Annotated in this window: 9 protein-coding genes; 4 read left to right on the forward strand and 5 right to left on the reverse strand. The window is 47.7% G+C overall.

From position 1 onward, the window contains the following. Positions 1–147 precede the first annotated feature (147 nt). The 5 genes from FCS96_RS16240 to FCS96_RS16260 all read right to left on the reverse strand — a co-directional run bounded on the left by FCS96_RS16240 (position 148) and on the right by FCS96_RS16260 (position 7,049). Positions 148–1,116: a PIN domain-containing protein gene (locus tag FCS96_RS16240; RefSeq protein ID WP_323053716.1), complete on the reverse strand. Its 969-nt coding sequence runs from the start codon at positions 1,114–1,116 to the stop codon at positions 148–150. After that, a complete protein-coding gene (locus FCS96_RS16245) occupies positions 1,091–3,499 on the reverse strand; it encodes a hypothetical protein (RefSeq protein ID WP_138437829.1) in 2,409 nt (802 codons plus the stop codon). Before FCS96_RS16245 ends, FCS96_RS16240 begins: the two co-directional genes overlap by 26 nt. Then, a complete protein-coding gene (gapS6a, locus tag FCS96_RS16250) occupies positions 3,492–3,821 on the reverse strand; it encodes a GapS6a family protein (RefSeq protein ID WP_138437830.1) in 330 nt (109 codons plus the stop codon). Before gapS6a ends, FCS96_RS16245 begins: the two co-directional genes overlap by 8 nt. 485 nt (positions 3,822–4,306) lie before the next feature. Then, on the reverse strand, positions 4,307–4,921 hold the full coding sequence (locus FCS96_RS16255) for a tyrosine-type recombinase/integrase (protein ID WP_138437831.1): 615 nt from the start codon (positions 4,919–4,921) through the stop codon (positions 4,307–4,309). A 244-nt stretch (positions 4,922–5,165) separates the two neighbouring features. Further along, complete coding sequence (locus FCS96_RS16260) at positions 5,166–7,049, reverse strand: sigma-54-dependent Fis family transcriptional regulator (RefSeq protein ID WP_069183785.1); 1,884 nt, start codon at positions 7,047–7,049, stop codon at positions 5,166–5,168. A 209-nt stretch (positions 7,050–7,258) separates the two neighbouring features. Here FCS96_RS16260 and FCS96_RS16265 point away from each other — a divergent pair, with 209 nt between their 5' ends. The 4 genes from FCS96_RS16265 (at position 7,259) to FCS96_RS16280 (ending at position 12,890) form a co-directional block, all read left to right on the forward strand. Beyond that, complete coding sequence (locus FCS96_RS16265; protein WP_069183784.1) at positions 7,259–8,182, forward strand: transporter; 924 nt, start codon at positions 7,259–7,261, stop codon at positions 8,180–8,182. Between the two features lie 39 nt (positions 8,183–8,221). Continuing rightward, complete coding sequence (locus tag FCS96_RS16270; RefSeq protein WP_069183783.1) at positions 8,222–10,333, forward strand: PQQ-dependent dehydrogenase, methanol/ethanol family; 2,112 nt, start codon at positions 8,222–8,224, stop codon at positions 10,331–10,333. Between the two features lie 14 nt (positions 10,334–10,347). After that, positions 10,348–11,862, forward strand: coding sequence for an aldehyde dehydrogenase family protein (locus FCS96_RS16275; RefSeq protein WP_069183782.1), 1,515 nt, complete (start codon positions 10,348–10,350; stop codon positions 11,860–11,862). 251 nt (positions 11,863–12,113) lie between these two features. Further along, positions 12,114–12,890, forward strand: a complete 777-nt coding sequence (locus tag FCS96_RS16280; RefSeq protein ID WP_083231811.1) for a LuxR C-terminal-related transcriptional regulator — start codon at positions 12,114–12,116, stop codon at positions 12,888–12,890. Positions 12,891–13,217: the final 327 nt, after the last annotated feature.

A 13,217-nucleotide genomic window follows, 5' to 3' on the forward strand; every position in this document is an offset into this window, starting at 1 on the left:
AAAGGGGGGCGTGTGTCCGGACAACAGAAATTGATCAGTTATTAGTCAATCTCGGCCGCAAATGAGCGGTAATGGCGGTATCCTGCACAGTCTGCGAGACTTGCCGGGGACCTATGAGAAATCCGGGCTAAGAACGGGGGATTACTATTACTCGCCTTTAGCACCAGATTGAAGATCGCCTAGACAACTATTGATCTCAGTAATTGATAAGAAATGTCCTTTGGCATACACACTTCCAGCTCTTCTTACTAGGTTGATTAAAGACGGCATTTCGTGAATTGTGTCGAACAACTCAAGGAAAAATCGTGCAAGACGCTCTTCACGGGAAAGTTTTTCATCATTTAGTTGGATAGTAGACGCGATAAGACAGCATGTATAAAAAACGGACAGGGTACCACTACCGTGCCGGAGTTTTAGCCGGCCTTCAGAATCGATGACCTCCCCGGCGCGCATCGCACCTATTAAGTTTGCGATACAAATTTTCTTGATTATTGAAAGCGCGTTTGGAATGCAACTAAGTTCGTCCTGATACCTTATTAAGGCATCTTTCAAAATCTCGTCATGAGCGACTTCTTGACTGAAAGCAAGTTGGATTAAGTGCTCAATAGTTATCGAACAGGGAAAGTCATGGAACAAATGAAGTTGAATTGCAGTGGCCATAGCTTCAATTTCGCGATTTGCACCAAGCTGCACCGAAAAACGAGAGACATTGACTGAACGCCCGCCTTTCCCACCCAGCAATCTTGCAAAAAAAGGATCGATCGACATCCAATCTAAATCGTTTGAAAACGCGAGAATAATACTCGATTCAACGGACTCATCGATTAAATCTCGACACTCATTAATTTCCTCTGGAAGGTCAACTGAATTAGGCGATTGGATTTCGGATGATTCGATAATAAATTTCATCCACTCCTGAAGATCAACGGTACCGTTATAGATTTCTGTACTACCTGACCGGATCAATTCCCCGTCGTCGGTCAAATCAATCGTCAAGTAATCGTCGCGATTAACATCATCAATCCAATTCTCTATGATAGCCTTAGTTTCTCGTGTAATAATCGTCGATATTCCGCTTGACCTAAACGTCTCAGAGAGTCCAGAATAAAAAAATATAAGTTATTGACCATATATCTAGAATTATTTCTGTAGGATTTTCAGAACCAAAACTTGGGATGCCCGAGTTTTTGTATTTACGATCGAAAAGTATTGCGATCATACCCTTAATAGGATTAGAGAGGTCGAACCGCTTACCTCTCATGTATATTGGAATGTCTGAATTTTCTAAGATAGGATCAGCATCTTTCTTAAGAAACTGCATCTTCTTCTTTATACTGCTTATAAACTCCTCAGGGTCCGCTGGCATCGTGAAACTTTGAAATGAATCGGTACCATCATTGATTGAACTCCTAATCTTCGTAGAAATACGAAAAACACCAACATATGGAGGAAGGAATTCGTTTACCTCATACTCACTCATACCAATATTAAATTTGCTGCCTTTGCTTGAGTTGAGCAGGGCATCACCTAAAGGAGTACGAGAGTCTATGAACGCTGAGTGTTTGTATTCTGGATTTTTAACTATGAGTTTCAGCTGTTGTTCACCATCGACTGTATAACTGACGGCCAACACGCAATCGTCAACAGTATCACGAAGATCAAGATTCTGCCCCTTCATTTCTATTACAGAAAGATGGAAGTCAGTGATAAGCCTTGCCGACCCTTCTGGGTCTTCAAGAAACCATTTGATCAACTTGGTTTCCATCAGTTCAACGTGCCCTTGGGCAAGGAATTCAGATAAAAGCCTAGCCGCATTTTCTGAAGGCTTGTCCAAAATATCGGTAGATATTAAATCAAGTATACCGGCAATCTGTGAATCATCAGCACCTTGTCGTCTATTTAAATAAATCAAATTAAACCATGATTCGATCGACGTTGGTTTAAAGTGTAAGGCATTTTTTATAGCACCCACTGCATCTGGTAAATGGTTAAGAGTCTCCTGCTTTTTCGCCTCAATTCTCCATACATTATAATTCCAATATTTTTTTGGAATTCGATCCAGTGTCACACTTAAAGTATCCAGTTGAGTACTGTGTAAGAGCGCGTGCAAATACAATTCGACGAGTGGTGAGAGCCAGAGGTTACCCGTTGGTATAAAATGACTCAGTATCTTGCATGCAGGCGTACTTAAGTTCGCTTTCAGGAGATGGTGACAAAGTGCGTGAATTCTGAAAGGATTAATATCTTTTAGGGAATCTTTGTGATCGTCCAAGAATCGATCACTTTTCTCTCGTAACTGCAATCTCTCTTTTGGGTTGCTTTCCAGCACAAATGCATGCAACTCAAGCTCGACAAAGTCTTTAAGTAAAGCGCTATCTTCAGTAACGCCCCCGCCACTGTTAATCCACTCCTTTATTTTCTCCTTATCGCCAACATTAAGAAGAATCGCAGATTCATCAATGCTAATATAATTGCTTTTCAGTATCTCTGAAACTTTGTTTCTTCGAAAAATCTCATCTCTTTCGCACTTCCCAATCAAAAATGGTAGGCCATCTGAGTAATCAAAGTTTCCCGAGTTAAAGCCACGAATTGCCTTAGCTATATTTGGAGTTGTTTTCTCAATGGTGGCAATGAAATCAGTACAAATATCTAATAAATCAGAAATTTCACCGGCAGAAAATTCTAGGAGGTTGGCCGACCAAATAAATAGGCGATGCTCCTTCCCTTCAGTAAAATTTATTAAATCAATGATCTCATTGCAAATCCCAAGAAGGATTTGGTAGTTGTCATGATTTAATGTCCAAAAATTTTGAACGCCCTCAGTTTTAAAAAAGGATTGTATTCTACATGCAATATTAATCGTTTTACTATTGACACTATCATATTGATCTACCAGGTGGTCAGATAACTCCTCAGCAACTTCTGGCTCACCAACTCGTAGCAACCCCCTAATGAGCCCGCAAAGCACAGGCTCAGAAAATTCAAACCGCGTCCTCTCTGCTTCTTCACTGAGGCGGTCGATGTCTGCGACATATTCAAGATAGGCTTCCTTGCTTAGAAATTCTTCTTCAAGGGGGATTCTGATACCTGAAAAGTCCGGGGAATCCCTTGTAGCAATCGCTCTGATCAAAGTAGCGTTCGCTAAATCCTTTGCGAACGTACTCTTACACCCCGTCCTTAGCTCATTTAGTTTCTTGAAAGATGCCTTGGTATCTTTACCTACGGCAAAGTCCGTCAGGATCTTTATTAACTCCAGCAATTTCCTGGCCTCGCCCTCTAAACGCGACGAACCCTCTAGAGCTTCTACTGCCGCTTCGGCAGAATCGGTGATCCGATGCCGGATAAAAACTAAGATCTGTACCACTGAGCCTTCGATATCATCTACCGAAATACCGGGGGAATATATTTTATCCCCAGCTACATTGTCCCCTTGCCCTTTATGCTCTTGAGTTACTTGTGCTTGGCAACCGGAAGAAGTATGGGGTTCACGCTCAATCATCCTTCACCACTTTATCTCGACCCACGTTGTCACCAGTTCCATTGTGTATTTGGTTAATATTTGTTTGATTTGAAGGCTGTATTTCTTTCATTAATTGGGTCAAACGATCTGAATTCTGAATTTTCCTCTTGATAGCAGCTTCACTCATGTCCTGATTTATACCTATTCCATTGATCTCATTGGCAATTTCGTCAGCCGAGTCATCATCGAGAACCCACTCTTTGAGGCGGCTTTTAAGTGCTTGCCCTGTGACCTTCGCCTGGTATTTAAGAACATCATAGATTACGCCGGATAACACTGCTGCTGACATTAAATCCAACATTTTACTTTGTACTCCAGTTCGTGGTGTCTTGATTTATATGGCACGGGTTTCGTTCATATTGACAGGTTATTGGGCGGACAGATTTTAGCATCGGTATTGGATCGACCCTTTCCCGCAGACTGGTTCGATGTCTTTAGCAGAATCTCGTACCCAAAAGATGGTGTGAGAAGAATTCTAGTCTACATAACCGGTCTTTCTAGCCCAAGTTTTGACAGGCAGCTCAAATCCGGTCGGACGGGAGATAACTTTGGACTTACCGCAACAACCTGGATACGCACCATCAGTTAACCCTCTCGAACTCTGGCTGATTCTGCACCCCTTTTCGTGGCCACGTTGAGAAGGAGCTTTTCAGGATATCTTTCTAAAGGCAAATGTTCGCTTTTGTTTAACGACTGGAGAAGCCTGATCGAAACCCGAGGGTGATCATCGACCGGGGCTGGCAGCGTCTGCGGCATCCACAGTGACCAAGGAAACAAGTTACGCAGCTAGATCTCAATACTCTCAGCTATCTCCAGAGCATCCTCGACCTCGACACCAAGGTACCGCACGGTGCTCGACATATTTGTGCGTCCCAACAGCAACTGGACGGCTCGAAGATTCTTGGTCTTCTTGTAGATCAATGTCGCTTTGCTACGTCTCATTGAATGGGTTGCGTAGACTGAAGGATCAAGTCCAATGCTGGTAATCCACTTTTTGACAAGACGGGCGTATTGATGAGTGGTGATATGGTCATACTTTCGCATCCGGCTCGGCCACAAATAATCCATACCCGACAGTCCGCGCAACTCGATCCATGCTTCGACCGATTCGCGAGTCTTTTTGGTTATCTCAAACTGAACAGGCTGACTAGTCTTCTGCTGGATGACTTGCGCCCGATCCAGAACCTCACCGTTTCTGGAAATATCTCGAACCAAAAGCTTTACCAGATCGCAGGATCGAAGTTTGCAGTCAATAGCCATGTTAAACATCGCCAGCTCGCGGATGTTCTTCGCTATCTCTAGACGAATACGGACAGCCCATATTTGTTCGAGTTTGAGCGGTAGCTTCTGGCCGACGAGCTTCCCTTTGTTCCAGGGAGCTTTGCTGGTAGGAACCGTCATGACGTGGCCCTCTTCGGAGGGTAAGGGCCTTTAAGTATGGTTCAGAAAATTGTTCCCTGCTGGCCAGCCTGGTCGCAAAGCGGACATTTAGAATGGGCGGACAACGACCGGCACAGCCAAGCTAATGCCCCACAACTAAAAGCCGGATACACCTGACAAACTGTAATGCCCAGGCGCTTACTCGCTGAAAAGAGCGGCGCGTTTTATCCCCTCATGAGAAATTCGGGCTAGTCCACGAATTACCTCAGAGGACAAAATGTTTAATTTTCCGATAGAGAGTGGCTCGTGTTATTCCTAATTCTCGAGCCGCGGCACTGACGTTGTGATTGTGTTTCTCGAGCACACATCGCACCGCTTGGCGCTCCGCAGCGGCGAGTGTGCCGCCCTCGCCTACGTCCACATCCGCAGTATCATTTTTGGCCTTGATGTCCTCGGGCAAGTGCTCAACATCGATAATTCCCTGAGTAGAAAGCGCCTGGCCAAGATTCAGTGCCTGCTGGAGCTCTCTAATATTGCCTCTCCACGAATGGTGCCTTAAGAGATTGCGAGCCTCAGCTGTCAGAATTGGCGGGGAATCTTCCTGTGACATTGATGCCAGCAAGTGATCAATTAAAGCATCGAGGTCTTCACGCTCCCGCAGAGCAGGGAGCTGCACCCTGAGGCCATTGATTCGGTAGTAAAGATCGCTCCGAAAGTCCCCACTCTCCATAAGCTCATCAAGGTTCCGATGTGTCGCACAGACCAGAGAAAACGAGACGGGCCGAGACTTCTCTTCTCCAAGCTTGGTGACAATGCGTTCTTGCAAAACACGTAACAACCGTGCTTGAAATTCTACCGGCATATCGCCTATTTCATCCAGGAAGAGCGTACCGCCGTTCGCTTCCTCAAATTTCCCCTTGGCACCCCCACGTCGGGCACCAGTAAAAGCGCCGTCTGCATAGCCAAACAACTCTGATTCTATCAGGCCGGCAGGAATAGCCGAGCAGTTCACGGCAACAAACGCGCCTTTTGAAGAAGGCCCATTGGCATGTAGCGAGCGCGCTAAAACCTCTTTGCCTGTTCCGGTTTCCCCAGTCACCAGAACCGGAACTCCAAACTGAAAGGCCCGATGCGCCTTGTCAAAAAGTGGTTTTGTTGGCTCGCCCACATAAAAAGACTGACTGATGTCCGGCCGTCTTTGCGGTGGCGTCGATTTGACGCTCACGAGCCCTTTCCGAAGACTTTCAACCTTAAGAAAAAGCCTTGCCCCATTGTGACATTCCACCTCAACAGGGCTTTGTTGTGATCCCTCGATCTCGGCAGCGCGACATGAAAATAAGTCTTTGAAACAGACCTGACTCTGCGTCTTCTCGAGAGACTCGAGATCCAGCATCTGTCTGGCCGAGGGGTTTGCACCTAAAACTTCACCATCCTCGCCGAAATGTATCAACCCACGCATGGGTGACTGTGTAAGCTCCGGGCGATAGTGAAGGGCGAGGACCAAGGCGCCACGCAAATCGTCGACCATTCGATTCTCAACAGACCGAGTTGCGAGCGCAACTGCTTCAAGAATCCCGACCGGTCGGCCATCATAAGGTTTCGAAGCATTCAAAGCCCCGACCAGCGTCCCTGCAGGGTCAAAAATGGGCACTGCCACGCAGGATAGATCGCGGAAAGAATGCAAGAAATGCTCACTTCCACACACAAGCGAAGGCCTGCCTTCTATCAAAGCGCAACCGGGAGCATTGGTTCCAGCTATATCCTCTGAAAGGTCCATACCAGGATTCAAAGCGGCTCCCAGCAATTCGTAGCAGGGACTGTCATTGCCGAAATATTTAATGCTGCGGCCTTCTCTTTCCAGACACGCCAAAACCCAACCTGCAGAACTGATTGCACGAAACAACCGATGCATTTCAGGCTCGGCAAATGTCATGAGACGCTGATGTTGATTGCGGATATAAGAAATCTGGTCGAATTGCGCGGCCTCAAGTAAGAACTGACCAGAGGGGGACACGCCATGTTTTCTGCATCTTAGCCAAGAGCGCAAAACCTCATCCCGCACCCACTGGGACGGTACAACATGCCCTTCGTCAAACAACTCACGGGCTTGCTGGACCTGAGTGTTCAGATCAACGATCTTTTTATGCATAAGGACACCCACCACTCTGTATTTTTTTTATTCAACCATCCAATTTTAGTGTATTGAAACGATCCACTTTTTTCCAAAAACTAAAACATAGATGCTATAAAGCCGCATAAGTAATTGTTTCATAATAATTTCCTAAGGAGCAATCGATCTGGCATATTGATTGCTTCACGTCGAGTGCAATACCAACAAAACTAATAAGAGGCTGCACTATGTCATCTGTATCAAACTATAAGCAAAAAAGTTTACTCGGTTCCAGAAAGGGGAATTTCAGCGTCGCTTCTGTTGGATTAACCACCATGTTGCTGACTTCCGGTAATGCAGTAGCTATTGACGTTGATGCCGGGGATTACACGGCACTGCCCGCCGGAACCAATCTTGGAATGGTCTACTATCAATACGCCACTGCAGACTCACTCTACTCGGATGGCGACAAAGCGCCCATTAATGCTGGATTAGACTCACAGGTAGGAATCCTGCGTGGGGTGCATTTCACTGAAATTGGCGGTTACACAGTAGACCCTCAATTTCTCCTCCCATTTGGCAAGGTGGAAGGAAAAGACGATACCTCTTCCCTTGGTGACACCAGTGGCATCGGCGACCTGATACTTGCGGCGACAGTTTGGCTTGTAAACGAGCCCGAAAGTAACACCTATTTCGGCATTACTCCGTTCCTGTATGTTCCGGTAGGGAGTTACGATCGAAATGACACATTAAATCTTGGCGAAAACCGGTGGAAACATACATTACAGGCGGGTTACATAACTGGCCTCACTTCTAACATCTCATTAGACCTGGTTGGTGACGTCACTTTTTTCGGCAAGAATGACGAACTCGGTGCCTCCAAGGCCACTCTGGAACAGGACCCCTTGTATCAGCTCCAAGGCTTCCTGCGTTATAACGTAACGCCGCAATGGGACCTTCGCACCGGTATTTCTCATACTTTCGGCGGTGAGACACAGATAAATGATATTAACCAGGACAATGACCTTGCCACCACCAAAATGACAATCGGTACGGCATGGTTTGCGAATCCGGGACTGCAACTAATCGCAAATTATGGAAGCGATTTGTCCGTAGAAAATGGATTTAAAGAACAACATCGACTCAACTTTCGGATTCTAAAGGCGTTTTAAAATCTTATAAAACAGTAATAAAAACGAAAGGACATAGAAATGAAGCTGATTAATAGTCACTACAAAAACCGTTTCACAAAAAAAGCGATAAGTAGGGTATTAGTTCCATTTTTAGTAATCGGAGCCAGCACCGTTATTGCCGCCGATCAGGTTAACCAAAGCTATATCATTGAAAATGCCAAAACCGGCAAGGACTGGCCCACCCATGGTTTTGATTATGCGGAGACGCGCTTTAGCCCTCTTTCCCAAATTTCGGCGGACAATGTCGAAAACCTCGGGCTTGCATGGTCCTACAACCTTGGGTCTGAGCGAGGTGTCGAGGCCACTCCACTTGTTGTGGATGGCGTGATGTATGTCTCTGCCTCCTGGAGCATTGTACATGCACTTGATGCAAAGACCGGCAAAAAACTCTGGACCTACGACCCTGAAGTACCTGGGGAGGCGGGCTCCAGGGGTTGCTGTGATGTTGTAAACCGTGGCGTGGCAGTGCACTACGGAAATGTCTATGTTGCATCCTACGATGGTCGACTGATCGCCATTGATGCAAAAACCGGCGAAAAAGTTTGGGAAACGAATACTCTGCCCGACAACGGCATGAGCTACACGATTACCGGCGCACCTCGGATTGTTAATGGCAACGTGATCATAGGCAATGGTGGGGCCGAATTTGGAGTCAGGGGCTACATCACAGCTTACGACGCCAAAACCGGGGCACAGAAATGGCGTTGGTATACTGTGCCGGGAAATCCGGACGAACCGTTTGAAAACGAGGCCATGGCTCGCGCCGCAAAAACCTGGGACCCGAGTGGAAAATACTGGGAGGCCGGTGGCGGTGGCACTGTATGGGACTCTATCGTTTTTGATCCGGACCTGAATCTCTTATATATCGGCACGGGTAACGGATCTCCATGGTCACACAAGAAGCGTAGTCCGGAAGGTGGGGATAACCTCTATCTCTCCTCGATTGTTGCTCTCAATGCCGACACTGGTGAGTACGTATGGCATTACCAAGCAACGCCCGGGGACAACTGGGACTATACTTCAACGCAGGACATGATTCTCAGCGAGCTCACGATTGATGGAGAGCGTCGCAAAGTTATCATGCAAGCTCCCAAAAACGGCTTCTTTTTTGTTCTCGACCGGACAAACGGTGAATTCATATCGGCCGACAATTATGTCGATGTTAATTGGGCCACGGGATACGACAGCAATGGTCGTCCAATAGAAGTTCCTGAAGCACGATCCATGGACGAACCCTTCGATATCGTCCCTGGGCCTTTTGGTGGCCATAATTGGCACTCAATGTCTTTTAATCACCAAACCGGCCTGGCCTACTTCCCGTCTCAGCACATCCCTATCACAATGGTCGAGGACCCCTCCTGGGAAAGCATAGAAAGCAATGAGCCGGGACAACCCATGAGTGGCATAGGTTGGAACACCGCTTTCCAACTCAACGTAGCGCCACCATCAAGCAAGCCATTCGGGCGACTTACAGCCTGGGATCCCGTTACGCAGCAGGAAGCCTGGCGTTACGAGCACGTCTCTCCCTGGAACGGCGGAACCCTGACAACGGCCGGCGATCTGGTATTTCAGGGAACCGCAGACGCTCGCTTTATGGCGTTCAACGCGCAAACGGGTGACCACCTATGGGAATCCCCAATGGGTACCGGCGTCATTGCAGCGCCCATAACCTATGAAGTAGACGGCACTCAGTATGTCTCTATTGCAGCAGGCTGGGGCGGTGTTTTTGGACAATCCCAGAGAGCCTCCGACCTCAAGACCGCCGGTACTGTTTATACGTTTGTCCTGAACGGTGATGCCGAGATGCCTGAGTTCACCAAGTATCAGCTGAACTCACTGGTTTCCGGCGTTGACTATAATCCCGACTTTATTGGAGAAGGCACGGCTCTCTACGTCAGTAATTGCGTGTTCTGTCATGGTGTTCCTGGTGTAGACAAGGGCGGTAATATTCCAAACCTGGGCTACTCAAAGAAATCAGTTATTGAAAACCTGGACGCCTTCCTGTTTCACGGTCCATTCGTTTCCCGTGGCATGCCTGATTTTACCGAAACGCTGAATGAGATAGATGTCGAGAAAATAAAAGCGTTTATTCAGGGTACTGCAGATGCTATCCGTCCGAAAAGTCAGTGATTTGAGGGAAACCAATGAATACGTTCACAAAACATCCACATGATTTAGAGAATAAAACCCGGGCGTTCCTGGCTCGTCAAAATCACCGTATGCTGATAGGCGGACAATGGGTTGATGCTCTGGAAAACAAACGTATAGAGGTAGAAAACCCAGCTGAAGAAACGGTTATAGGAAGCATACCCCTTGCACATCCTGATGACGTTAACAAGGCCGTTAGCTGTGCAAAAAGTGCGTTCAATGGTGATGACTGGGGCCGAATGAGACCCTCCGCCCGTCAGAACATGCTTCTCAAACTTGCAGATCTGATTGAGCGAGATGCCAGAATCATTGCTGAGCTGGAAGCTATCGACAACGGCAAGTCTGCTGCTATTGCCGAAGCTGTTGACATAAGCCTGGGTCTGGAATTCTTTCGCTACATGGCCGGGTGGGCAACAAAAATTGAGGGCTCGACTCTTGATGTGTCCATGCCCTTTGCCCCGGCTGACTCTGACTTTTCTGCATATACCCGACGCGAACCCGTCGGTGTTGTTGCCGCAATCATACCGTGGAACTTTCCTTTTCTGATGGCCTGCTGGAAGCTGGCTCCGGCACTTGCAGCGGGTTGCACGGTTGTGTTGAAGCCTGCGGAACAAACTTCCCTTTCTGCCCTCTATCTGGGCGAGCTGATCGGAGAGGCAAATTTTCCTGACGGGGTTGTCAATATCATTACTGGCGAGGGCCAGAGCACTGGGTCGGCACTGATAACTCATCCTGACATCAACAAGATTAGTTTTACGGGATCCACTGAGGTGGGTCAGATCATAGGCCGTGCTGCGATGGATAATATGGCGCGAGTTACCTTAGAGCTGGGGGGCAAGTCTCCAATGATTGTCCTGGCTGACTGTGATCCGGAGAAGGCTGCGCAAGGGGCAGCGGCAGCAATCTTTTTCAACCATGGACAAACCTGCAGTGCAGGCTCGCGACTTTACGTTCACCGAAGCATTTCTGACAAGGTCCTGGATCGGCTCGCCGAGTTAGCAGAGGCAATCCCCCTGGGGCCTGGCCTGGATCCAGCTGCGCAAATGGGACCACTCGTGTCCAGGGTTCAGCTAGACCGGGTCTGTCGCTACATTGAGACGGGCCGCCAGGAAGGTGCCCGCCTGGTTACCGGTGGCGAACGTGCTGACCGCAAAGGTTATTACGTCAAGCCCACCATATTTGCGACCGAAGACGACTCTATGGTCATAGCCAAAGACGAGATCTTTGGTCCCGTTCTGGTGGTCATCCCGTTTGATGATATCGAGGATGTCGTAGACCGGGCCAATGATAGTCGCTATGGCCTGGCAGCGAGTATCTGGTCAAACAATCTTTCTCAAGTGCAACGCTTAATCCCGAAATTAAAGGCAGGCACTGTGTGGGTAAACGGGCACAACATGCTTGATGCAAACATCCCATTCGGGGGCTATAAACTCTCCGGGGTTGGACGTGATATGGGTAAACAGTCACTCGATTCATATCTTGAAACAAAGTCGGTTGTCATTGCCCTCTAGGACGAATGCTAAACCCCAGCTCTGAGAAGCAGGGGTTTAGCCTAGATAGGTCAACCATTCAATTTCCGAGAGTCGAATAACACCTTCCTCACAGGTGAGCCACAAAGCTTCACCGATATGGGGATGAAGAGAATGACGCAGGTCTGCTTTAAGGCTCCTTGCGCGATGCCGCTCGAAATAGTCAATCCATGCGGCGAGGAGTGCGGGCGGAGCACCGGTCAATGTATGTACAGTTTGGCGAGGAATAACAAATGCTAAAAGAAGCCAATAACTTCAGAAGCTTGGCAAAGAGCCAAGCTACGCTGCACTCGCTTCCAGTTCCTGACATTGGGCAGGACGAAGTTGAAATGGCGCGATTGCCCAAGGTCATGATTGCTGATCATCAGCCGCTTTTTCGCGACGCCATACGCGACATTATTTTAGTAAATCATCTTTGTGAACATGTCTTCGAGGTATCCAGCTTGAAAGATGCCATGGAAATCGTGAGTGAGCATGGCAGCCTTGGTCTCATCTTCTTCGATCTCGACATGCCGGAAATGCAGGGGCTTGGCGGTCTCGCTAGCTTAAATGAGATCGCACCTTCGCTACCCATCATAGTTATGTCGGTTAGAGTAAATAGGTATATCACTTCTCAGGCGATTGGCCGGGGGGCCATGGGAGTCGTAGCGAAAAATGCATCAAAAAATGAAATTGTCGACGCTATTCGACAGGTTTTGGATGGCAAGATTTGCATTTGTGCAGGCTCTGACGAATTCGAAAGTGGTAATGGTCTTGCTGCTGGCCGGGCCGGATCAGAAGCAGAGATAGATCGCAGCCAGTTTCAATCTTTAACAAAGCGCCAGTTGATAGTTTTAGAGAGAATAACACTTGGAGAGTCCAACAAACAGATTGCGTACAACTTACACCTGGCCGAAACGACCGTGAAGGCTCATGTTTCGGCTGTTTTACGTAAGCTAAATGTTCAGAACCGCGCGCAGGCGATCCTTGCAGCGAGTTGTCTCGACCTAGTTTCCCGAATGCGCAAATAGCCGGGTGTTTCGCTTCAGGGCAAACCTAAAACGGGGCCGGAGTCGAAAACTGACTGAAAAATCAAATCAGCCGGTGGGTGCTGAGAGAGTTCCAACTGACAGTTTTCGGAACGAATGTCAGGAACATTCGGAGCTTATGTAAACATCCCTGTTTTAGTTGCACCGCGGATTAGGGTTCTCCGCACGGTTGTGTTTTGCCAAACATTCCAATGTCGGAGGGTCTTTCGGTGACTCGTGGGGGGGAAGGCAACCAGGTCACGCGGCCGAAGAAAAGGTCCGCTTTATTGTTCAATTCGGTCGTTTCTGAATGTCCGCTTTTGTTTAGAA

The organism is Marinobacter alexandrii, assembly GCF_005871205.1.
Classification (GTDB): Bacteria; Pseudomonadota; Gammaproteobacteria; order Pseudomonadales; family Oleiphilaceae; genus Marinobacter; species Marinobacter alexandrii.

What these genes read in the sequence shown, in the direction of transcription:
- FCS96_RS16245 (WP_138437829.1), bottom strand. Translation starts at nt 3,499, where the DNA reads ATGATTGAGCGTGAACCCCATACTTCTTCCGGTTGCCAAGCACAAGTA.
- gapS6a (WP_138437830.1), bottom strand. Translation starts at nt 3,821, where the DNA reads ATGTTGGATTTAATGTCAGCAGCAGTGTTATCCGGCGTAATCTATGAT.
- FCS96_RS16255 (WP_138437831.1), bottom strand. Translation starts at nt 4,921, where the DNA reads ATGACGGTTCCTACCAGCAAAGCTCCCTGGAACAAAGGGAAGCTCGTC.
- FCS96_RS16260 (WP_069183785.1), bottom strand. Translation starts at nt 7,049, where the DNA reads ATGCATAAAAAGATCGTTGATCTGAACACTCAGGTCCAGCAAGCCCGT.
- FCS96_RS16265 (WP_069183784.1), top strand. Translation starts at nt 7,259, where the DNA reads ATGTCATCTGTATCAAACTATAAGCAAAAAAGTTTACTCGGTTCCAGA.
- FCS96_RS16270 (WP_069183783.1), top strand. Translation starts at nt 8,222, where the DNA reads ATGAAGCTGATTAATAGTCACTACAAAAACCGTTTCACAAAAAAAGCG.
- FCS96_RS16275 (WP_069183782.1), top strand. Translation starts at nt 10,348, where the DNA reads ATGAATACGTTCACAAAACATCCACATGATTTAGAGAATAAAACCCGG.
- FCS96_RS16280 (WP_083231811.1), top strand. Translation starts at nt 12,114, where the DNA reads ATGCTAAAAGAAGCCAATAACTTCAGAAGCTTGGCAAAGAGCCAAGCT.